Origin of the sequence: Salibacterium qingdaonense (assembly GCF_900114715.1) — a bacterium.
GTDB classification, from domain to species: Bacteria; Bacillota; Bacilli; order Bacillales; family Marinococcaceae; genus Salibacterium; species Salibacterium qingdaonense.
Genome location: NZ_FOTY01000005.1, coordinates 47294 through 69276, shown reverse-complemented (window position 1 = coordinate 69276; position 21983 = coordinate 47294). Strand labels below are relative to the sequence as shown.

Annotated in this window: 23 protein-coding genes; 17 read left to right on the top strand and 6 right to left on the bottom strand. The window is 47.1% G+C overall.

Annotation, left to right across the window (positions count from 1 at the left end; all coding sequences use genetic code 11):
• Positions 1 to 17 precede the first annotated feature (17 nt).
• From BM058_RS06210 to pdxA, 8 genes are all read left to right on the top strand, one after another.
• On the top strand, positions 18 to 1178 hold the full coding sequence (locus BM058_RS06210; protein WP_090926175.1) for an iron-containing alcohol dehydrogenase: 1161 nt from the start codon (positions 18 to 20) through the stop codon (positions 1176 to 1178).
• Between the two features lie 12 nt (positions 1179 to 1190).
• Positions 1191 to 2492 (top strand): four-carbon acid sugar kinase family protein, encoded by a 1302-nt coding sequence (locus BM058_RS06205; protein WP_090926174.1) that lies wholly within the window; start codon positions 1191 to 1193, stop codon positions 2490 to 2492.
• Positions 2493 to 2537: 45 nt separating this feature from the next.
• Entirely contained in the window at positions 2538 to 3284 is a 747-nt protein-coding gene (locus tag BM058_RS06200) for an SDR family NAD(P)-dependent oxidoreductase (protein ID WP_090926173.1), read from the top strand.
• Positions 3285 to 3332: 48 nt separating this feature from the next.
• A complete protein-coding gene (locus tag BM058_RS06195) occupies positions 3333 to 4418 on the top strand; it encodes a sialidase family protein (RefSeq protein WP_090926172.1) in 1086 nt (361 codons plus the stop codon).
• A gap of 35 nt (positions 4419 to 4453) precedes the next feature.
• Complete coding sequence (locus tag BM058_RS06190) at positions 4454 to 5533, top strand: TRAP transporter substrate-binding protein (protein WP_090926171.1); 1080 nt, start codon at positions 4454 to 4456, stop codon at positions 5531 to 5533.
• Between the two features lie 65 nt (positions 5534 to 5598).
• On the top strand, positions 5599 to 6090 hold the full coding sequence (locus tag BM058_RS06185) for a TRAP transporter small permease (RefSeq protein ID WP_177195451.1): 492 nt from the start codon (positions 5599 to 5601) through the stop codon (positions 6088 to 6090).
• An 11-nt stretch (positions 6091 to 6101) separates the two neighbouring features.
• Positions 6102 to 7406 carry a TRAP transporter large permease gene (locus tag BM058_RS06180; protein ID WP_090926169.1) on the top strand — a complete coding sequence of 435 codons (1305 nt, stop codon included), beginning with the start codon at positions 6102 to 6104 and terminating at the stop codon, positions 7404 to 7406.
• Between the two features lie 26 nt (positions 7407 to 7432).
• Complete coding sequence (pdxA, locus tag BM058_RS06175; protein WP_090926168.1) at positions 7433 to 8431, top strand: 4-hydroxythreonine-4-phosphate dehydrogenase PdxA; 999 nt, start codon at positions 7433 to 7435, stop codon at positions 8429 to 8431.
• A gap of 101 nt (positions 8432 to 8532) precedes the next feature.
• Here the strand turns inward: pdxA and BM058_RS06170 are convergent, their stop codons facing one another.
• Positions 8533 to 8946, bottom strand: a complete 414-nt coding sequence (locus BM058_RS06170; protein WP_090926167.1) for a VOC family protein — start codon at positions 8944 to 8946, stop codon at positions 8533 to 8535.
• 180 nt (positions 8947 to 9126) lie between these two features.
• On the opposite strand from BM058_RS06170, the gene BM058_RS06165 reads away from it, so the two are divergent.
• Together BM058_RS06165 and BM058_RS06160 are read left to right on the top strand one after the other, a co-directional pair.
• Positions 9127 to 9696, top strand: coding sequence for a hypothetical protein (locus BM058_RS06165; protein WP_090926166.1), 570 nt, complete (start codon positions 9127 to 9129; stop codon positions 9694 to 9696).
• Between the two features lie 151 nt (positions 9697 to 9847).
• The gene (locus BM058_RS06160) at positions 9848 to 10294 is read left to right on the top strand and encodes a nucleoside deaminase (protein ID WP_090926165.1); all 447 of its coding nucleotides are present in this window, start codon (positions 9848 to 9850) and stop codon (positions 10292 to 10294) included.
• A 62-nt stretch (positions 10295 to 10356) separates the two neighbouring features.
• Here BM058_RS06160 and BM058_RS06155 read toward each other — a convergent pair whose 3' ends face one another.
• The 3 genes from BM058_RS06155 to BM058_RS06145 all read right to left on the bottom strand — a co-directional run bounded on the left by BM058_RS06155 (position 10357) and on the right by BM058_RS06145 (position 12466).
• On the bottom strand, positions 10357 to 11262 hold the full coding sequence (locus BM058_RS06155) for an SDR family oxidoreductase (RefSeq protein ID WP_090926164.1): 906 nt from the start codon (positions 11260 to 11262) through the stop codon (positions 10357 to 10359).
• Positions 11263 to 11615: 353 nt separating this feature from the next.
• A complete protein-coding gene (locus BM058_RS06150; protein ID WP_090926163.1) occupies positions 11616 to 12167 on the bottom strand; it encodes a DUF3231 family protein in 552 nt (183 codons plus the stop codon).
• A gap of 50 nt (positions 12168 to 12217) precedes the next feature.
• Positions 12218 to 12466 (bottom strand): hypothetical protein, encoded by a 249-nt coding sequence (locus BM058_RS06145; RefSeq protein ID WP_090926162.1) that lies wholly within the window; start codon positions 12464 to 12466, stop codon positions 12218 to 12220.
• A 105-nt stretch (positions 12467 to 12571) separates the two neighbouring features.
• Between BM058_RS06145 and BM058_RS06140 the strand changes: the two genes are divergently transcribed.
• The 6 genes from BM058_RS06140 (at position 12572) to BM058_RS06115 (ending at position 19278) form a co-directional block, all read left to right on the top strand.
• Positions 12572 to 14191 (top strand): spore germination protein, encoded by a 1620-nt coding sequence (locus tag BM058_RS06140; protein ID WP_090926161.1) that lies wholly within the window; start codon positions 12572 to 12574, stop codon positions 14189 to 14191.
• Positions 14181 to 15398 carry a Ger(x)C family spore germination protein gene (locus BM058_RS06135; RefSeq protein ID WP_090926160.1) on the top strand — a complete coding sequence of 406 codons (1218 nt, stop codon included), beginning with the start codon at positions 14181 to 14183 and terminating at the stop codon, positions 15396 to 15398. The genes BM058_RS06140 and BM058_RS06135 overlap by 11 nt, the downstream gene beginning before the upstream one ends.
• A gap of 23 nt (positions 15399 to 15421) precedes the next feature.
• Positions 15422 to 16528 carry a GerAB/ArcD/ProY family transporter gene (locus tag BM058_RS06130; protein WP_090926159.1) on the top strand — a complete coding sequence of 369 codons (1107 nt, stop codon included), beginning with the start codon at positions 15422 to 15424 and terminating at the stop codon, positions 16526 to 16528.
• 89 nt (positions 16529 to 16617) lie between these two features.
• Positions 16618 to 17094: a hypothetical protein gene (locus tag BM058_RS06125; RefSeq protein WP_090926158.1), complete on the top strand. Its 477-nt coding sequence runs from the start codon at positions 16618 to 16620 to the stop codon at positions 17092 to 17094.
• A gap of 24 nt (positions 17095 to 17118) precedes the next feature.
• Entirely contained in the window at positions 17119 to 18132 is a 1014-nt protein-coding gene (locus tag BM058_RS06120) for a DUF3231 family protein (RefSeq protein ID WP_090926157.1), read from the top strand.
• A gap of 87 nt (positions 18133 to 18219) precedes the next feature.
• Positions 18220 to 19278, top strand: coding sequence for a metal ABC transporter solute-binding protein, Zn/Mn family (locus BM058_RS06115; RefSeq protein WP_090926156.1), 1059 nt, complete (start codon positions 18220 to 18222; stop codon positions 19276 to 19278).
• Between the two features lie 66 nt (positions 19279 to 19344).
• Here BM058_RS06115 and BM058_RS06110 read toward each other — a convergent pair whose 3' ends face one another.
• Together BM058_RS06110 and fdhD are read right to left on the bottom strand one after the other, a co-directional pair.
• Entirely contained in the window at positions 19345 to 19581 is a 237-nt protein-coding gene (locus tag BM058_RS06110) for a hypothetical protein (RefSeq protein WP_090926155.1), read from the bottom strand.
• The gene (gene fdhD / locus BM058_RS06105; RefSeq protein ID WP_090926154.1) at positions 19578 to 20384 is read right to left on the bottom strand and encodes a formate dehydrogenase accessory sulfurtransferase FdhD; all 807 of its coding nucleotides are present in this window, start codon (positions 20382 to 20384) and stop codon (positions 19578 to 19580) included. Before fdhD ends, BM058_RS06110 begins: the two co-directional genes overlap by 4 nt.
• Positions 20385 to 20729: 345 nt before the next feature.
• Here fdhD and BM058_RS06100 point away from each other — a divergent pair, with 345 nt between their 5' ends.
• The gene (locus BM058_RS06100) at positions 20730 to 21974 is read left to right on the top strand and encodes an L-lactate MFS transporter (RefSeq protein WP_090926153.1); all 1245 of its coding nucleotides are present in this window, start codon (positions 20730 to 20732) and stop codon (positions 21972 to 21974) included.
• The last annotated feature ends 9 nt before the right edge of the window (positions 21975 to 21983 follow it).

The following is a 21983-nucleotide window of genomic DNA, read 5'->3' as shown; positions in this document are numbered from 1 at the left end:
GAAAGGAGATCATTATCATGCAGCGTCTGTATCAATTTCAAACAGCGGATAAAATAGTTTCCGGGCAGCATGCGGTGAAACAGCTGGGGGATTATCTGCCGGGGGTAAACCGGGATATTCGTTCCGTTCTTGTGCTGACCCAGCCGGGAATTAAGGATCTGGGACTTCTGGACAGTATCTATGAACAGCTGGAGGACGTCCATGTCAAGACCATCACCGACGTTATGCTGGAACCTACAGTCGGTAACATTGAAGACATGCACGAAGATATTAAAAATGATTCGTACGATGTCATCATAGGAGTAGGCGGCGGAAGCGTACTGGATGCAGCGAAAGTACTTTCCGTACTGAAAACAAATGATCAGTCGGTCAACGATATGCTGGGCACCAATCTGATTGAAGAGCCGGGCATTCCGACGGTGTTGATTCCTACAACGTCTGGAACAGGATCGGAAGTAACACCGAATGCCATTGTCACCTTCCCGGAAGAAGAGTTGAAAATCGGCATTGTAAGCCCTTACCTATTACCTGACCTGGTTGTCCTTGATCCTATGCTGACTCTCGGACTGCCAAAATCCATTACTGCAGCGACGGGAATGGATGCGTTCACGCATTCGCTTGAGTCCTATATTTCCAGCAAAGCCAATTATTTGAGTGACACCTTTGCCATGGATTCTATTCGATTGATCAGCAGCAGCATTGTAGAAGCGTACCGCAACGGTGAGAATGTGGAAGCCAGGGAAAAAATGATTGTCGGTTCCATGTATGGCGGAATGGCGTTAACCAGTGCCGGAACGGCCGCGGTCCATGCGCTTGCTTATCCTTTAGGCGGAAAATTCAAAGTAGCCCACGGTGTGGCGAATGCGATGCTGCTTCCGCATGTCATGGAGTTTAACCTCGATGCGATTACAGAGAAGCTGTCCAACGTCGCCAAAGAAATCCGGATTGCCGATGACGGGGAACCTGATCAGCAGGCAGCGGAAAAAATGATAGAACAGATCAAAGAATGGACGAAAACACTGGAAATACCGCAGGATTTAAGCGAATACGGCGTTGCCGAAGAAGATATCGAAGACCTTGCTGTCGCAGCTTCCAAAATCACAAGGCTGCTGGATAACAACCCGAAAGAACTGTCGCTTGAAGATATGAAGAATATCTACCGCCGGCTTCTTGGATAGGAAAGACAGGTTATGAAACTATCCATTTTAGCGGATGATTTAACGGGAGCAGGCGACAGCGGAGTTCAGATCATCAAATACGGCATGACACCTTTTGTCATCATTCAGGAGCCGGAAGAAAAAAAGACAGACAGTATCTATATTTACAATACCGACAGCAGAACGATGACAGCAAAAGATTCGTATCAAACGATGAAGGACTACTGCAGCAGGATAGAGCATACGGAGGAAACGATTATTTACAAAAAAATCGATTCCACCATGCGCGGGAATATCGGCCGGGAAAACAATGCGCTATATGATTATTTTACTCCTGACTTTGTTATTACCGCTCCGGCTCATCCTTCGAACGGCCGAAAGGTGAAAAACCGCATGCTTTACCTTCACGATACACTGCTACATGAAACGGAAGTGGCGCGCGACCCTAAAACACCGGTACAGCATTCAGACATTAACCGGATTATTCAAGAACAATCCGGCAGAGAAACTGCCCACATTTATCTGGAAGATCTGCACGCCGGTGAAACAAGAATACGTGAGATTCTTCAGATGTGCAAAGATAAAAATATTCATCATATCACGGTGGATGCCGCCGTCGAATCGGATCTGGCGGATTTGGCGGCTTTTGTGGAAAGCACATCTTACTCCGTGATATGGGGAGGGTCCGCCGGTTTAATTTATCATCTCCCGGCCGTTTACGGGTACGAAGAGAAACACTATCACACGCGGCAGATACCCGAGGGGAGCGGAGCGGCGGTGTTTGTAGTCGGCAGTATGAGCGCCGAAGGAAGAAACCAGCTTCGTGTTCTGCTGCAGGATGAAACCGTCAAAGGGCTGGAAATACAGTCCGCCGAAATTGTTGCATCAGCAGAGCGGCGGATGGAGGAATACGAACGGATACGCTCGGAAGCCGGGCGTGCGGAAGCAGAAGGATTTCATCTCGCCTTTTATTCATCGGATAACGCAGCAGAAGCCATTCAAAACGGAAAAAACGCCGGCCTCAGTTCCGTTGAAGTAAGTGATCTTATTTCCCGCTTTTTAGGTGAAACGGCTGCGGCTATTGTTGACGAACTGCAGTTGGAACGTCTCTTTCTGACCGGCGGGGATACAGCGATGCAGGTGATGGAAAATCTGGGAGCGGAAATGTTTGAGCTGCTGGACGAAATAGAACCCGGTATCCCGATTGGAAAACTGCCGGTACAAAGCAATATGTTTGTTGTGACGAAGGCAGGAAACTTTGGAAAAGAAACGATTATGCAAACAGCGTTGAAACGATTGAATACGAAACACGGCACAGAAAAGGAGAGAAGATAAAAAAGAGGAGGTGACTCTTCCCAAAAAAAGAATGGAGGTATTGCAGTGTTACTTGATAATCAAACAGCTGTCGTTTCCGGCGCCACCAGAGGCATAGGGAGAGCTGCAGCGTTAAAACTGGCGGAAAACGGAGCCTCTCTGATTGTGAATGGAACAAATGAAATATTACTGCAGCAGCTGGTCACAGAAGTGGAAGAACTCGGGCAGCGGTGTTACATGGTTCCCGGTAATGTGGCAGATCCACAAACCGCGGACCGTACAGTGGAAGCCGCGGTTCAGCACTTTGGCAGTGTTGATATTCTTGTCAACAACGCTGGTATAAACAGCCGGAATTCGACCCTTGATATGGGACTGGAAGAGTGGCAGAACGTTCTGGATGTCAACTTAAACGGCACGCTGTACTTTTGTAAAACGGTCCTTCCTTATATGATCGAAAATCATCACGGAAAAATTGTCAATGTCAGCTCCACCGCTGCAAAAAACGCCCATAAAAACGCAGCACCCGCCTACGGCGCATCAAAGGCTGGAGTGGATTACCTCACGAGGCACCTGGCGCTTGAAATGGCGGATTACAATATTAACGTGAACGGAGTAAACCCCGGACCTGTGGAAACCGACATGAGCAGACAATGGTCGGAGGAATACCGCAGCCAGGTCCTTTCGAAAATTCCGTTAAACAGAATCGGAAGCCCCGAAAATGTAGCAGATGCCGTCTTGTTTCTCGCATCAAACATGTCGGATTTTATTACAGGGGAGACGATTAATATAAACGGAGGAACGTACATGAATTAAAGGACTTTTATTAAAGCGCTTACCCGGCATAGGAGAGGAGAAAACGAAATGAGTGAGGCATTAACCGAAACGAAAATACCAAGTTTATTTTCCCACAATCATGCGTCGAACCTGCTTTCACTAAGCAATGGTGATCTGTTGTGCGCCTGGTTCGGTGGTTCCCGGGAAGGAAAGTCGGATATTTCCATTCTGTGTTCCAGATTGGAAAAGGAAAGCGGCAGCTGGAGTGAACCGGAAGTGTTATCCGGTGATCCAAAAAGATCGGAACAAAACCCGGTGTTATTCGAACATCCCGACGGCGCGTTGTGGCTGCTTTATACCGCCCAGAACTCGATTCATCAGGATTCAGCCGTCGTGCGGTACCGGATTTCCAATGATTACGGAAGAACATGGGAACAAGAGCAGACATTGTTTGATACGCCGGGGTCATTCGTGCGCAATCCCCCGGTCATCCGGGATAATGGCGAAATCATTCTGCCTGCCTACTACAGCATCAAATCCGAAAATGGGTTTTTAGGAAAAGACTACAGTGTCGTGAAGATTTCCGGGGATGCCGGAGAGACCTGGGAGGAATACCCGGTGGAGGGAAGTGAAGCACTCGTTCATATGAGTATCGTGAAAGGCGGTGGTAATGAATTAATTGGATTTTTCAGAAGCCGTAAAGCAGACTATATCCATGTGACAACATCAAATGATTACGGCAGAACATGGACGGAACCGAAAAAGACGACGTTAATGAACAATAACGCTTCCATTCAGTGCCAAAGACTGCAGAGCGGGAACCTTGCTATCGTATTTAATAATATTAACGCTGAACTGGCACCACCGGAAGTAAACAGTCCTCCCTGGTTTGATGATAAGGACCAACAGACGATTGCCTCCGGACAGAGTGGGAAGCAGGAATCAATCTGGGGTGTGATCCGTGCGCCGCTTGCTGTTGCTGTTTCCGAAGACAATGGGCGTACCTGGCCGCATTATAGAGAAATCGCGGTGCAGCAGCATGATCAGGACTCCCCTGAATTTTCGTATCCATCCATCCACCAGACAAAGGACGGGGCGCTGCACATCACGTACACCTACCTGCGTGAATGTATCAAGCACACGGTTGTGACTGAAAATTGGGTCAAAAGTTAAATCATCAAGGTTTTATTTAAAAGGAGGAGAAAACAATGAAAAAACATTCGTTTCATATGAAAAAGGCTATTGCTGCAGCTGTACTTGGAACTTCGATGATGGCAGCGGCCGGCTGTGGAAGCAGCGGCGCTGAGAATTCCTCGGGGAACGGAGGAAACGGAGGCGGAGAATCCGGTGGCAGTGGGGAAGGTTCGTCTCAGGAAACGACGGAAATGGTGGCTGCCACCATTAACCCGGAAGGCTCCCTGCTTGCGAATGCTCTGCAGGCACTGGCTGATGAAATTGAAACGCGGAGTGACGGTGCAATCGAGTTTCAGGTGGCCACAGGCGGCCAGCTTGGTAATGCATCAAGCCTTTATCAATCCGTGATTTCAGGAGATATTGACATGATTTATTCCGATTCCGGCTGGTTTTCTGAGCATCACCCTGAGTTTGATGCTCTTGGTACCAACTATCTCTTTGAAGGAGAAGAGCATTACAAAGAAGTGGTGAATTCCGAGGACAGCCTGCAGTACTTTGAAGATCTTCTTGTGGAAGAACCGGGTCTGAAAACGGTCATGTACGCCGGCGGTCTGGAGCGTAATATTATCAGTACGTTCCCGATTGAGTCGATAGAGGACCTGCAGGGAAAAACAATGCGCAGTAAGAACGAGTCCACCGAATTGGAATGGTGGAGAAACCTCGGAGCCAACCCGACAGCGGTAGCTTTTGATGAAGTGTACACAGCCCTGCAGACCGGTGTTGTGGAAGGATCGCAGAACAGTATGGACGCCATGATTGAGCAGCGCTTTGGTGAAGTAGCCGATTATGTGGCCCGGACCCAGCACAATCTTACCCTCGGTTTTGTTGTTATGAACAACGAACAGTTTGAGGCCCTTGATTCTGACATGCAGGACGTTGTCATGAACGCGGCGCAGGATGTACAGGAAGAATATATCAATAAAGCCTTTGAAAAATCAGAAGAAGATGTTCAGACATTGAAAGATGAGTTCGGTGTCGAATTCACAAACCCTGACCGCGAGGCATTTATCGAAGCCTCCAGAAAACAGCTTCAGGCAATTGCCGAAAAGCACGGCATCCAGGATGAGATCGATGATATCTTCGGTACACAGTAAAGATACAGCGGCCTCCGCATGCACAGCCGTGCGGGGGCGGTTGGAGAAGGGAGGTTCCCGGCACGTTGAAAAAGCTTCTTGATAAATTTCAGAACTGGATCGAGACGATAAACGCATTCTTTCTGGTTTTGTTGTCCCTCACTTTATTTACAAGAGTACTGGCGCGTTACGTATTCTCCGAATCCATACCGGAAACGGAGATATTTCAAAAGCTATCTATCGCATGGCTTGTCTTTTTAGGAGCAGCGGTAGCCGTGAAAGGAAATGAGCATCTGCAGATTGATATTTTCTCTGACTTTCTACACCCGACATTGGTAAAAATCAAAAATATCCTGGTGTATATATTAACGCTGGCTGCGATTTGTATTTTAGTGGTTGTTGGATGGAAAGCACTTGAAGCAGGCCTTGGACGGACAGAACTGGTGCAGGTACGATTCCTCTCCTCTCCGCCTTCATTGGCTTATTACTTTTCGGCGGTGCTGGTCGGTGCTGTATTAATGTTGATTTTTCATCTTATTAATATCAAGCAATTTTTTAACAGCAGGAAAGGGCAGTGAGGTGATCATTCATGGTTTTAGTAGGGGTTGTCGCTGTATTTTTTACATGTCTGCTCCTGGGAGTGCCTGTAGTCTTCAGTCTTGTGCTGGCGTCGGCGATCCCTGTTTTAGTAGACCCCCTTGTCAGTTTGACGCAGATGAGTACGATTATGCTGGAATCGATTCAAAGTTTTACACTGCTGGCGATTCCCTTGTTTATCTTCTGCGGCCGTATTATGAATCTTACCGGGGTGACCGAAGATTTAATTTACATTTCAAAAGCCTTAGTGGGTAAAGCAAAAGGAAGTCTGGCTCATATTAACATCGTGACCAGTATCTTCTTCGCCGCTATCTCGGGATCCTCTGTCGCTGATGTGGCTTCTCTCGGCCGTGTACTGATTCCGGCGATGATCAAAGCCGGATACAGCAGAGAGTTTGCTGCTACCATCACAGCAGCATCGTCTACGATTGGCTCCATTATCCCGCCAAGTATTCTGCTGATTGTATATGGAGCGTTGGCGCAGACATCGGTTGCTGCCTTGTTTATGGGAGGGATAATTCCAGGCATTCTAATTGGTCTGATGCAGATGGGATATGCCTATTACTACGCTTCCAAAAATGAAGTGGGCAACGTAGACAACAAAGATATTAATCTAGGGGAAAACGAACGCCTTTCCAAGCTTGTCGCCGTACGGAAAAGTATTTTTCCGCTTTCCTTGTTCCTGGTCGTTATTGTCGGCATTATGAGCGGTGTGTTTACCGCAACAGAAGCTGCCAGTATTGCTGTCGTATATGTTGTCATAGTGGCACTCTTTATCAAAAAAGGATCGAGCCTCAAAGAATACGGAGCAGCAACCAAGAAAGCGGCAATGGAATCCTCGGTTATTTATATTCTCATTGCTGCGGCAGGGTTTTTATCCTGGGTGCTCACGTATTATGAAGTGATGGATCCGATTATCAATTTCCTTATCAACAGCAATGTGCCCGCAAGTGGCTTCCTTCTTCTGCTCATGCTGCTGTATGTTATATTGGGAACTTTTATGGAACCGACATCCGCCATGCTGATTTTCGTACCGCTTTTACTTCCGGTGATGGAATCGCTGCAGATTGATCCGGTTGTGGCAGGTATTGTCACTGTAATGGCTATCCGTCTCGGTACAGTAACACCGCCGTACGGCCTGTCTACACTGATGGCTTCCAAGATTGCCGAGACCAACGTCATCAAAATGCTGAAACACATTCTGCTCTTTGTGTTTGTATATATGTTATCTATTATTATTATCATCTTCGTGCCGGACCTTGTAACCTTCCTGCCGGATTTGTTTATTGATGGATAACACCTTAGAACGAAAGGAGGAGGACAATGATGGAGAAACGTCCTGCCATTGCAGTAACGATGGGGGATCCTGCGGGGGTAGGTCCTGAGATCATCGCAAAATCCCTCAGTACAAAACAACTTTTTTCAGACTGCCTTCCCTTTGTCATCGGAGACGCGTCCATGTTGGAACGGGCCGTGGAAGTGACGGGGGCGGAGGCTGTCGTACGTACCATCGGTCATCCATCAGAGGCATTATTCCAGCATGGTACGATTGATATTGTGGATATGAATCTCGTATCTCCGGATCTGCCCTGGGGAGAAATTTCCGAAGCAGCTGGACACGCGGCCTTTTCGTACCTGGAACAAGCCGTAACCTTAGCAAATAACGGAGATATTCAAGGGGTCTGCACCGCTCCATTGAACAAAGAGGCTCTTCACAAGGCCGGTCATTTGTATCCCGGTCACACGGAGATTCTTGCTCAGTTAACGCAAACCAAGACCTTCGCTATGATGCTGTCCGCTCCGGGATTGAAGGTCATTCACGCCACCACGCATGTCGGACTGCTGGATGCCGTTGAAAAAATCAACGTACAGCGGGAGTACGATGTTATTAAACTGGCTGACGAAACCCTTCGAACCGCAGGATTTGAAAACCCGGCCATCGGTGTATGCGGCATTAATCCGCATGCGGGGGAAAACGGCTTGTTTGGAAACCGAGAGGAAGAAGAAAAAGTCATCCCGGCGGTGGAAAAAGCTCAAGAGGAAGGTATCAATGTACAGGGCCCGCTCCCAGCCGATACCTTGTTTTTCCGGGCAAAACGGGGAGACTTTGATATGGTGGTTGCCCAGTATCATGATCAGGGCCATGGTCCGGTGAAAGTACTGGGTCTGGAAGCAGGAGTGAATATCACCGTCGGTCTACCTATTATCCGCACAAGTGTGGATCACGGAACCGCTTTTGATATCTCCGGGCAGAACATCGCCGATGAACAATCGTTAAATGAAGCGCTCCGCATGGCTGTGCAGTTGGCTCCGGTGCGGTAAAAAGCGCGGTATAACAAAATAAATACACCTGAAATGACGCCGGTCAATCCACTCTCTGTCCGACGTCATTTTTTTATTCAGAAGTCTTTATATGACGGATTTTATTCAGGATAATCACAGTACTCGATAATAGTTCCTTCCGTATCCGCCGGGTTCAGATAAATGAGACGTCTGCCGTGCTTATTCATCCGGCGTGTATGATCAAGCACCCGGATTCCTTGTTCCTCCAATTCCTTCAGTGCTTCATCGAGATCGTGCACGTGGTAGGCAATATGATGAACGCCTTTTCCTTTCTGCTTGATAAAACGCGCAATCGGGGACGTCGTATTATTGGTCGGTGCCAGCAGTTCCGTCTGAAGACCGTTAACGTAAAGGACGGCCACCTCACTTTCGACTCCGGAAGCTTCGCTGACGTAATGGTCTATGAACGTACCTCCCAGCACATTGATGTAAAAATCTTTGCTTCCTTCTATATCCCGTACGGCTATACCCACATGATCAATTGTTTTTTCCATACTGATCCCCTTCCTGTTTATGAAATGTGTCTTTTGATTTCATTTTATAGGAGAATCCGGTTCTTTCACACGGTGAATGATGCTTCTCTTTGATTTCATGGTCATCAAAATAAAACCTTTTTGTATGAATGCTTTCGTTGTGGAAACATTAGAAAGAGGAACTTTCCGGGAGGGTATGATATGAGTTACAGGGAGTATTGGAACCAGATACAGGAGAAAAAGAATGAATTAAATTCGCTTATTTCTTCCTACTGGAGCGATCATTCGAATGTAGGAACCTGGGAGTTCTGGGTCGTTGTTTCTTTGCTGGTGCTTCCGCTGTTACTGCTATATTTTATAGACAGGACAAGGATATTTGAACTGTTTTGTTTTGGATATACTGTTCATTTACTTTGGACTTATATTGATCTGATACTGGAAAATCATAATTACCTCAGTCACACTTATTTTTTGACGCCTCTGCTTCCGTTTGCGGTAACCGTGACAACGTCTCTGCTTCCTGTCGGATTTCTGCTGATGTATCAGTATTGCACGAATCATAAGAAAAATTATTATATATGTACGTTCGTTTTAAGTGCGGTATTTGTTTTCGTGTTTATGTCCGTGGAAAGAGTGGCAGGCTTGGTGGAATTCGACCATGGCATGACTCAGTTTTACGTTTTTCTTATTGATATCGTTATAGCTTATATATCATATTGGTTCATAACAGGTATTAAACGTTTTATCGCCCCTGATGCAGAGAACGGCTGAGATCAATTTGTATCAGCAGAATGTTAGTGAGAGACCGCTTCCTTTTCCTGATTTCGACTTCCCCTGTATAATGATTGATAAAGTACCCAAACCAGCTTTTGTGATCAGAGACAAGCTGTTTAAAACATGTATGGAAACGGGAGGGATGAAGATGAGTGATTTCATGGAACGGGCGGTTGAACTTGCTCTTCGCAATGCAGACGAAGGCGGTCACCCGTTTGGCGCGGTACTTGTGAAGGATGAACAGATTGCGGCTGAAGGGGTGAATGAACTGCACCGCAGCTATGACGTGAGTGCGCATGCCGAAATGGAAGCTATTCGAAGTGTGCAGGAGGAGCAGAGAACACACGACTTGTCAGGATATACGATGTATGCCAGCGGGGAGCCGTGTCCGATGTGTCTGTCGGCGATGTATTTTACCGGTATCGAGACCGTTTATTACGCAGGAACGGTAGAAGAAGCCGCAGCAGCAGGTCTGGACCTTTCCAAAATCATTTATGATGAACTACACAAGCCCAGGCAGGAGCGTAAAATCTCGATGATTCAAATGCTGAAAAAGGACAGCCAGGAAGACCCGATGCAGCGTTGGAATAGATGAGGAGGGTCGATCCGATTTCAATCTGCTGTATGCAACCGCCGCAGATGACGGATTTCTAAACGTCAGGAAGATGTCCATTGCCCGCCATTGACATGGAGGGTCTGACCTGTCACAAAACGGGAGTCGTCCGAAGCCAGATAAACGTAGGTGGGGGCGAGTTCGAAAGGCTGCCCCTGACGGTTCATGGGGTTCTCTGCCATCGTCACTACATCCGCTGAAAAACTAGCCGGAATCAACGGAGTCCAAATACGACCCGGTGCCACGGCGTTGACCCGTATTCCCTGGTCCACCAGGTTATTTGCCAAAGCTCGTGTAAACCCGACATTCGCGCCCTTTGATGCCGTATAATCCATTAATTGTTTATTCCCGTCATAGGTCACAACAGAAGCGGTATTAATAATTGAACTTCCCGCCTGCAAATGGGGAAGAGCTGCCCTGGTAGTGTAAAAATGTGAGTATATGTTTACTTTAAATGTGTCATCAAATTGTTCATCACTAATATCAAGCAGACTTAACTGCTGAAATTGAATACCGACATGGTTGCAGAGAATATCGAGCTGCCCGAAGACAGCCACGGTTTCTTCTACAATATAAACACACTGCTGTTTTTCCCGCACATCCCCGGGGAGTAAAAGACAGCGTTGTCCCAGTTCTTCGATACGTTGTTTCGTCCGCTTGGCATCGTCCTGCTCATCTAAATAGGAAATCGCTATGTCTGCCCCTTCTTTGGCGAAGGCGATGGCTGCAGCGGCCCCGATACCGCTGTCTCCCCCGGTGATCAGCGCCGTCTTTCCAGTTAATTTGCCGCTTCCTTGATAGTTGGGATTTTCGACGATAGGCCGGGGGTTCATGAGTTTTTCCAGTCCCGGCTGCCGGTATTGACGCTGTTCCGGCACTGTCATAGGAACTTCTTCATATTGAGTCACTTTCCCGTAATTGGGGTACAACGGATAATTATAAGATGCCATGAAAAAAACCTCCACAGTTGTATTTCTTTCACCTTATGTTTTTTAGGCCTAAGCCGTGCAGGGGCCTTTTGGCAAAGGACGTGCTCATGATAAGGCGGAAAGGAATAAGATGAAAAGAGATTGGAGGTTATAACAAATGTTTCAATCCCAGGAAAATGTGCTGCTGCTTCATCAGTCGGATGAAAGGGTAAACGTTTATTATAATAGCAATGCTCGTCCGTTTTCTCTGCCCAAAATCGGGCCAAGACCCCCGTACTTCTGTTATCCAAGATACGAACCGTATTATCCGGTGATATAAAAAAGAGAACGGCTTCGGGGCTTCCGAGGTCTTTTTTTGTTAACATTCCGCGTGCTCAAGGTGTGTCCGGGGATCCGGGCGGAGTGTAAGCAGGTGGTGTGTGCATCCAGCCTCGGTTCTTCATGACACTCTTAAAGGGCTGGGCGAACTGCATTAAGTGAACCTGCATCTCAAAAAATAGTACAGCAACGTCACTGCGGAGGGACGTTGATATTGCTTCAGCACAAAAGGAGGTCGACGTGGCAATCTTCACGGAAACCATACTCGCGATTTCTTCATTTGTTAATTGTACTCCTTTAGGAACAGCTTTCGTCTCAGAGTTTGGTTTGGGAGAGCTGACGGGCGGGAGGGGAACGCCTTCCTTCAGAAGAAATGTTTCGAGTTTTTTTGTATCGGCTTTGCTGCTTTTAAGCGCCTTCTGTAAGGCATGCTCTAAATCAGGATCGGTGGTTGAGTTCAAGCCGACCTGGTAGAGCACCTGTGCTTCTTGAAACGAAGTGTAAGCAGTCCAAAGGTCCATTACTTCCCCGACATGAAGAGGTGGTTTTGGTTCTTTATCGGTATAATCGTGAATAAGGGAAGCAATGGCTTCCAGCGTTTTAAACATAAAATATCCCTCGTTTCGTCAAAGTATGAATACGTGACTCAACTCCCGTATTATTTCATCCTGCCCTTTTTCTTTCCTGCCCCTTCTTTTCTTTTTCGTATAAATGCCATCATCAGATCTGCTGCTAAAACCAGGATAAACACCCCTATTACTGCCATTTCACCCGTATCCATGACCCGGAACGGATTAAGGGTGTTTCGGACTGCGTCGTTTACATTAAACCCCAGAGCTATGTCGATAACCAGAGAAAATCCAAGCAGCGTACTAAAAAGTAAACATGTAATACCAGCTGTTTTCACGTTTATCAACTCCATTTCTAAGATGTGCACTTTAGACGGGCGTTATGTATATTGCGTGTGAAATGGAAACACACTAACCGCAAATACAAAGAAAGCAAGGTTACTATGCCCTATCGATTAAGACGTTTGTTCAAATCCAAAAAACAGCAGGCTCCTTCCAGTGCGGACCAGAAAGAGAAGACACCGTTAGGAACTTCACTGAAGGACAATTTGAAAGAGTTCAAAAAGAGGACGGGGAACAGCTCGGATGTGGTCATCCGGACGTTAACAACGGGCGGGATGCAGTGGGAAGCGGCAATCGTCTACATTGACGGCATCGTCGATAATACCTCCATTGATGAGTTTCTACTGGAGCCGCTGCTGCAGCTCGAGGTTCCGACCACCCCCGTTTTACAGCAGGATATCCCGGATTATATTTCAGAACAGGTCATTGCTCTTGGAGGAATTGAATCGGTACTGGATTGGGAAACGCTTTTTGAAGCGGTGACGATCGGGAGAACGATTCTATTCATCGATGGTGCGGCAAAAGCGTTAAGTACAAGTACTATTGGGGGGGAGCGGCGTGCGGTGGAAGAGCCGCCGACCGAAATATCAATCCGCGGACCCCGGGAAGGATTCACCGAGTCCATCCGGACTAATACTGCGATGGTGCGACGTCGTATCAAAAACCCAAATCTGCGGGTGAAGACGATGAAAATCGGACGTCAAACGAAAACCAACGTAGAGATTATGTATCTGGAAGGAATCGCAGATGAAAAGGTGGTAGAGGAAGTCCGCCGCCGCTTAAAACAAATGGATATGGGAAGTATCCTGGACTCAGGCTATATCGAAGAATTAATAGAAGATCAGCCGTCCTCTCCTTTCCCAACGATCCATTTTACGGAACGCCCGGATTCTGCTGCCGGTAATATCCTCGAGGGACGGGTGGCTGTCTTTGTAGACGGCAGCCCGTTTATCCTGCATATGCCCGCGGTTTTTATTCAATTTTTTCAATCGGTCGATGATTATTACAGCCGTTCCTATATCGCTTCCTCCCTGCGCATGCTCCGGATCATGGTTTTTTTAATATCTCTTTACGCTCCCGCCACGTACGTCGCCGCTACGACATTTCACCAGGAGATGATTCCGACACAGCTTTTGATTGTACTGTCGGCGCAGCGTGAAGCAGTTCCTTTCCCGGCGTTGATAGAGGCGTTCATTATGGAAATGACATTTGAGGTTTTACGTGAAGCCGGTATCCGTATGCCCAAAGCCGTCGGGCAGACGGTGTCGATTGTGGGGGCCCTTGTGATCGGCCAGGCCGCGGTACAGGCGGGGATTGTTTCTCCGGCGATGGTAATTATTGTGGCAATTACTGCGATTGCAAGCTTTACGACACCGTCTTATTCCATGGCCATTGCGGCCCGTCTGATTCGTTTTTTCCTGATGGTGATTGCAGCCACTTTCGGATTTTACGGGTTGATCTTGTCGTTCATTATGATGACTGCTCATTTATGCAGCCTTCGTTCCTTCGGTGTGCCTTACATGGCTCCCCTGGCTCCGTTCGTTCCAGCGGATTTCCACGATTCAATTATCCGTCTGCCGTGGTGGAAAGCGAAAGAACGTCCCCGTCTTATCAGCGGGCAGAATAATGTGCGGCAGGGAGATGATTTGAAACCGGAAGCTCCCGGTACACAAAGTATCCGTAAACAACGGAAGAATACAGGTGACCTGAATGAAGATTAAATTGTACTGCCTGACTTCTGCTTTGGTAGGAATCATTTTACTTTCCGGCTGCTGGAGTAACCAGGAGCTTCCCGATCTTGCGCTTGTTTCAGCGATTGGAATCGATTTGGAAAAAGATGGACGGTACACTTTCACAGTGCAGGTAATCAATCCTGGGAATGTAGCTGGTGAAGGTATGCAGGGAACCGGAGGATCGGAAAGTCCCCCTGTATCAACCTACACCGAATCCGGCTGGAATCTTACCGAAATCAACCGTAAACTTTCCAAAAAAGTATCGCGCCATATCTATTTTGCCCATACAAATCTTGTTGTGATCAGTGAAAAGCTGGCTCAGGAGGAAGGAATTATGCCGGTGCTCGATGTGCTGGAACGCGATCATGAATTCCGTTCCAGCGCCCAAATAGTAATTTCTCACCAGTCTGACGCTGAAGATATCATGAAAACATTGAGCAGTATTGATAAAGTCCCGGCTAATAAAATTATTAATACGATGAAGTCCACAGAAAAGGTATGGGGAGAACATGTGAGTGTAAGTGTAAGAGAGTTGATTGCCAAGCTGGTGTCGCCCGGTGAGGCTCCGGTTGTTACCACCTTTCATACGATTGAAAATCAGGGGGAAACTCTTCAGAGCATTCAACGGACCAACCCTGACGGCCGTTTGGAAGCTGCAGGTCTGGCCATTTTTAAAAAAGGGAAAATGGTAGACATGACCACAGGGGAAATCTCCAAAGGGATTGTCTGGTTGTTGAATAAGGTAAAAAACACAGCAGTTTCTGTGCAATGGGAAGGAGAAAAGCATGCGGCTGTATTCGACTTGATACGGCAGCAGACCAAGGTATCAGCCGATGTAGAGAAAGGGGGGACCGTACGAATGAAGGTGAACGTAGCCGCCGAGGGAAATGTCAGTGAAGTACAGCACCCCATTAATTTGGCATCCCCTCAGGCTTTAAACAAAATGGAACAGAGGGTGGAAGAGACAATCAAACAAAGTATTATGCATGCGGTTGATAAGGCGCAGGAACTTGAAACAGATATTCTCGGGTTCGGAGAAGCAGTCCACCGGGAGGATCCTGAAAAATGGAAGAAATGGGAAGATGAATGGGAAGAAAGCTATTTCCCTGAGGTACAGGTGGATGTTTCAGCGGATGTATTTATCCGGCGGACCGGGCTGCGTGATGAACCCTTTCACAGATATTTAACAAAATAGTGCCGGGACAGGTGGTGGAACACATGGAGAAGGCAAAGATAAATGCCGGGCAGCTGTTTGTGTTGATTTTTTTATTCGAAATGGGAAGCGCCCTCCTGTTGTCGTTAGGAATAGAGGCAAAACAAGATGCCTGGATGGCTGTGATGGCAGGTATGTTTGGGAGTCTTTTATTGTTCTGGATGTATTACCGGCTGTATCTGTTTTATCCGGACATGCTTCCCACTTCCTATATGCAGGATATTATAGGCCCATTTTTGGGGAAAATCGCAGCGTACCTATATATCCTGGTTTTTATGTACAACGCTGCACGGGTGCTGCGGGATTTCGGAGAAATGCTCGTTATCTTTGCTTATAATGAAACACCGCTTTTCATAATAAACGCCCTTCTTTTGCTTTTGGTCGTGTATATTACCCATAAAGGCATTGAAGTAATTGCTCGTACAGGTGAAATCTTGTTTGTCGTTCTTTATGTACTGGCTGTAACGGGGTCCATCCTGATTCTCGTATCAGGTTTGATTAACCTGGACCACCTGAAACCGGTGCTGGAAGGCGGTATCGGACGCATTTTGAAAACAGCGGGAACGGAGACATTGTATGTGCCATTTGGAGAAGCAGTCGTCTTCTTTATGATTCTGCCTTACGTTAACCGTCCGGATAAAATCAAGCCTGCCGCATTATCGGCGTTAGTGCTCAGCGGCATTAATCTGTCGATTACGATGGCTGTCAATGTTGCGGTGCTTGGAGTCGATTTGACCGAACGCTCGCAGTTTCCACTTCTTAATACTATTCAGGCTATTCAGGTGGCTGAATTTCTGGAACGTCTCGATGTCTTTTTCATGATTGCTCTTATTGTGGGAGGTTTCATTAAAATAAGTATCTATTTTTACGCAGCGGTTATAGGCGCGTCCGATTTATTCCGTGTGAAAGAAATTTCCAGGTTGGTGTTCCCCCTTGGCCTTGTTGTTCTTTTTTTATCCATGGTCATTGCCAGCGGCTATGCAGAACACATCAGAGAAGGGCTGCACTTCGTACCGTTATATATACATCTACCGTTTCATGTTATTTTACCGGCTCTGCTTTTGACGGGGGCTGCGCTGAAAAAGCGGCACTCGGTGAATAAGCGGAACTAATCTTGAAAAACTAGGAGAGAACTGGTTTTCCGGGTGAAAGGTAAGCTCTGTTAAAAAGCTGGAATGCAGCAGGAAACAGGAGAATCCGTATGAATATTAATCAGGAAAAACAAAGCAGAAAACTGGAGATTGTATTATGGAGCATCGCCCTGCCCGGATTCGGGCATTTAATATTGCGAAAGTATGTAAAAGGGCTGCTGCTTGTTTTTCTGGAAATACTCGTGAATGTTTGTGGGAACTTTAACACAATCATCATCCTGAGCTTTAACGGGAAAATAGCGCAGGCCATTGAACAGACAGATTATCAGTGGTTGATGTTTTACCCGTGCCTTTATTTTTTCGGCATCTGGGATGCTTACCGGGAAGCCGGTGGAGGAGAGAAATTATTTTCGTACCTGCCTATGGCTTTTTCCGCCTATTTTGTCACTGTTGGACTGATTTTTTCGCCTGTGTTCACTATATATGGGTACAAGTTGGGCCCAATGTGGCTGCCGATGTTGTTTCTGCCCATTGGGTTCGGGGCCGGGGTAGTTATCAGGAAGATACTTGTAAAAAAAGACACTTGAATAAGAGTGGAGGGGGATATTGCAGTGGATAAACAGGATACCCATTTAACATCTGCAGAAATAGCAAACTTATGGACGTCGTATATGAACAACAGTATGTCGATTGTCATGCTTTCGTTTATGCTGCAGCATATACAGGATAAGGAAATCAAAGAGGCGGTACAGAAGTCTTATGATATTGCACAGCATTACCAGGAAGAGACACGGTCTTTTTTTGAAGCGGAAGCCTGCGTAATGCCGGATGGTTTTTCCGAAGGTGATGTTCATATGGACGCCCCGTGGCTTTTTTCTGATATTTTTTGTTTAACATATGTACACCATATGTCCAAGGTCGGGATGATAAATTACAGCGGTTTTCTTGGGATGAGCCGCCGCGAAGATATCCGCTCCTTTTATACGAGGCTGTTGTCAGATACTTCATCCTTGTATAATCAAACCACGGAAACGGCTGTTTCCAAGGGCATTCACGCCACATATCCTTATCTGGAGATTCCAAAAGAACAGGAGTACATTGAAGGGAAGCAATACTTGAGCGGTCTTCATCCTCTCCGTAACAAACGGGCATTGAATGCGGTGGAAACAGCTTATCTGTATATGAACATTCTCACAAACACGGTAGGCGAGAAACTGGCCATTGCTTTTGCGCAGACGTCCACGTCCAAAGAAATACAGGATTATATGATTCGCGGAAAAGATATTGCAACGAAGCATATTAAGATATTTGCTTCCACGCTGCAGGAAAATGATATTGTGGCAGCAAGACTTCCCGACCTCGGCGTCAGCAGCTCGACGACTCGTGCGTTTTCCGATAAACTGATGATGTTTCATATGTCGGTCTTAACATCTGCCGGCACGGGAAATTATGCACTCGCTGCTGCTTCGAGCCTGCGCACAGATCTGGCTCTGAACTATGAGAGGTTATCATTGGAAGTGGCGAGATACGCAAAAAGCGGCGTGGAGATCATGATTAAGCATAACTGGATGGAACAGCCTCCAAAAACTGCAGACAGGGATAAATTGAGCCGGAAAAAAGTATAAGTCGAAATCATTCCCGTTTACAAATCGTAACGATGACGATATACTAAGGAAGGATTAATCGTAATCGTTACGAAAGGGGAATATATCATGAAAAAATGGGTTCTCACAGTGACAGCTGTGCTGCTGACTGCTGCTATTGTATCCGCCTGCGGTTCAGGAAACGGGGGGGAAACCAGTGGTGAGTCTCAGGAAACCGGGGGAGAAGAACCTCTACATATTTATACAACATTGTCTGCCTGGAAGGATTTCGCGGAAAGAATAGGCGGCAGTGAAGTGGAGGTGGAGAATCTTGTTCCGGCAGGTGCCGATGCTCACAGCTTCGAACCCACATCACAGACGATGATCGATATCGCCGAGTCAGATGCATTTATGTACAACGGAGCGGGACTGGAGGGCTTCGCGGACGCAGTCAATGATACCGCTGCGGATGAAAACGTAACCTCGCTTGCAGTCACGGAAGGATTGAACCTGCGGGAAGCTTCCGGCGGTCACGATCACAGTCACGGCGAAGGAGAGCATGCCCATCAACATGAAAGCAGCGTGGATCCACATGTCTGGCTGGATCCTGTACTTGCCCGTGAGGCGGCTGCCAATATCAGAGACATGCTTATTAACCTCCGCCCGGAAAAAGAAGAGATGTTTGCGGAGAATTATCAGACGCTGAAAGAAGACCTGAATGCCCTGCATGAAGAGTTCAACACGATGGCAGAAGAAGCAGAAAACAATACGTTTGTCGTATCCCATGCCGGATACGGATATTGGGAAGACCGGTACGGTTTGAGTCAGATGGCCGTGACTGGTATTTCACCTTCGGCCGAACCTTCCCAAAAAGAGCTGCAGGCCATCATCGGCACGATTGAGACAAGCGGCATCAACCACGTTATGCTGGAACAGAATGTTTCGTCGAAAGTAACCGAAGTTGTGCAGGAAGAAGCCGGCGCCAAAGCCCTTACCCTTCATAATCTCGCAACGCTTACCGAAGAAGAAATCGAAGCGGGAGAAGACTATTTCAGCCTGATGCGGCAGAATATCGAAAACATGAAAACCGCCCTCCAGTATTCTGTGGACAACGGCAGCTCATCAGAAAGTGAAGAAGAACACAGCCATGAAGGTCATAATCACAGTCATGAGGGACACAATCATTAACAGCTGAAGAACCAGGCATGGAACTGTTTCCTGCCTGGTTCTTCTATTATGCGCTCTGGTTTTGTGCTACTCACCGCGCTGCACGAGCTGCTGCAGTGCAGCATTTCTTTTTTCCTTTTCCGCCTGCCCGGCGAGATCGTATTTTTTCAGCAGATGAAATCCTTCATTTAAAATCGACTGAGGCTGACCGTCGTGAAAAAAACGGGCGGTATCATGATATAATGCATTCGGCATGACATTTTTTTGATCTTCCAGTTTTTGCTTCACATCATCCAGGCTGTGGTCTATAGGACATGAACTCATTGTGGATACACTCCTTCTTCAAAAATACGTTCACTGTGTGTGTATACATTCAGCTTATCTCCACGCACAAAACCGACAGCAGTAATATGGAGGTCATCGGCCAGGTCAATAGCGAGACTGGTGGGAGCAGACTTGGAAAGTACGATACCGACACCTATTTTGGCTGCTTTTGTCAGTACTTCCGAGGACAATCTGCCGCTGAAGACAAGCACTTTATCGCGCACACTCCAGTGATGCATGAGACAGTGTCCGTACAGTTTATCAAGCGCATTATGGCGCCCGATGTCCATGCGCAAAAGAAGCAGTTCATCCGTTGAACAAAGAGCAGCATTATGAACACCCCCGGTTTGGTGGAATGCTTCGCTGTCCTTTTGCATTGCCTGCATCAAGGAAGCACAGCGTGATGGAGACAATTGGGCGGATGTACGGGCTGTTTTCGCCATTTTCATGTCATTGTGAAAATAGAACTGCCGGCTTTTACCGCAGCATGACCCGATGAAACGCTTGGAATGTCCGGAGAAAGAAAGGTTGGGCTTTTTGTAAAGGTGAACGTAGGCAAATCCGGATTCCTCGTCCAGCTCCAGACGAAGGATATCGCTGTAAACTAAAATAATTCCCTCGGACGCAAGAAATCCAACCACCATTTCACGAAGATGTTCCGGGGAACAAACCATGGTGGCAAATTCTTCTCCATTTACATAAATAGTCAGTGGTGTCTCCTTCACGATGGTATCTGCCGCTGCACTCACCACACCTGCCCGGTACGATGTGATGGGACGCGGTTCACTGATATGGCTTGTCATCAACCTCCCCCTCCTGCAGCCGAATTTGATGCTTTCATCATATCAATATCCGGAATAGGAATCAATTATATGTCCGAATAATCGGAATTATCAAAGTTATTGAAAAAGCAGGGCGGCCGTTGTAGAATGAGGAAAATATGAATATTTTGTGAAGGTGGACCGGTGTAGCAGCGACCCTGCTATTATCATCTGCACGGATTTTTGTAAGCGATTTCTTTTAGGTGTAGCAGCGTTCCTGCTTCAACTGTGTGCGTCGTTTTTTCAAGACAATTATGTCATTTGTTTTGGGGAAACGTCGTTTTTTATTTAAGCAGGAACCAACCAAAACAGAAGGGGTGGAATCGAATGGCTGGAAAACAGAAAAACAGATGGTTGATTGCATTATCGGCAGTTGGTATTCACATCTCCATCGGTTCGGTGTATGCATGGAGCGTATTTACCAATCCACTGCAGGAAGAGCTGGGCTGGGACTTATTCTGGGTCAACTTCGCGTTCAGTCTGGCTATTTTATTTCTTGGTCTGTCAGCAGCATTTCTGGGCCGCTTCGTAGAAAAATACGGGCCCCGGGTGGCTGGTCTTACAGCAGCTGGTTTTTTCGGTGCCGGTGTGCTCGGTTCCGGATTGGCTGTGATGGTAGAATCACTCATTCTTCTTCTTATTTCTTACGGCGTCTTTGGCGGTATTGGACTGGGTATCGGTTATATTACACCAGTTTCTTCCCTCGTTAAATGGTTTCCGGATCGAAGAGGGCTGGCAACAGGACTTGCAATCATGGGATTCGGATTCTCCGCTGTCATCTTCAGCCCGCTGCAGGAAGCACTTATGGGGACCGTCGGTATTGCTAATACATTTTTTATCATCGGCATTATTTTTCTTTGCTTTATGACGGCTTCTGCATTGTATCTGGAACGTCCGCCTGAAGGTTACATGCAGGATAAAGCACAGGAAAAAACGAAGAAAAACGCAGATCTGTCCGAGCTTACTGCCAATGAAGCGGTAAAAACGAGACGCTTCTGGTTTCTATGGCTGATGCTGTTTATTAACGTAACGTGCGGTATAGCTATACTGGCTGTAGCTGCTCCGATGGGAGAGGAAATTGCAGGGCTTTCATCAGCGGCGGCAGCAACAATGGTGGGAATTATGGGATTTTTCAATGGGCTCGGCCGCATTATCTGGGCGTCGGTTTCTGATTACATCGGCCGTGCCAATGTTTACACAGCGTTTTTTGTTATCCAGGTTGCTGCTTATTTTATGCTTCCGGTCATGGGGCAGGTTATTGTATTTCAGATTCTTTTGTTTATTATCATTTCGTGTTACGGCGGCGGTTTTGCATCCATCCCTGCTTATATCGGCGATCTATTCGGCACCAAAGAGCTGGGGGCGATCCACGGCTACATCCTTACCGCCTGGGCGGCAGCAGGCCTTGCAGGGCCGAGCATATCTTCCACTGTCCGTGAGGCGACGCAAAGTTACACGGCGACGCTGTATATTTTCGGAGTAATGATTGCTGTGGCTCTAATTATTTCTTTTTGGATCAGAAGGGATATTAATCTCCTGAAACGAAAACAACGACAGGAAGAAGCGGGGTGAAAGAGCGGA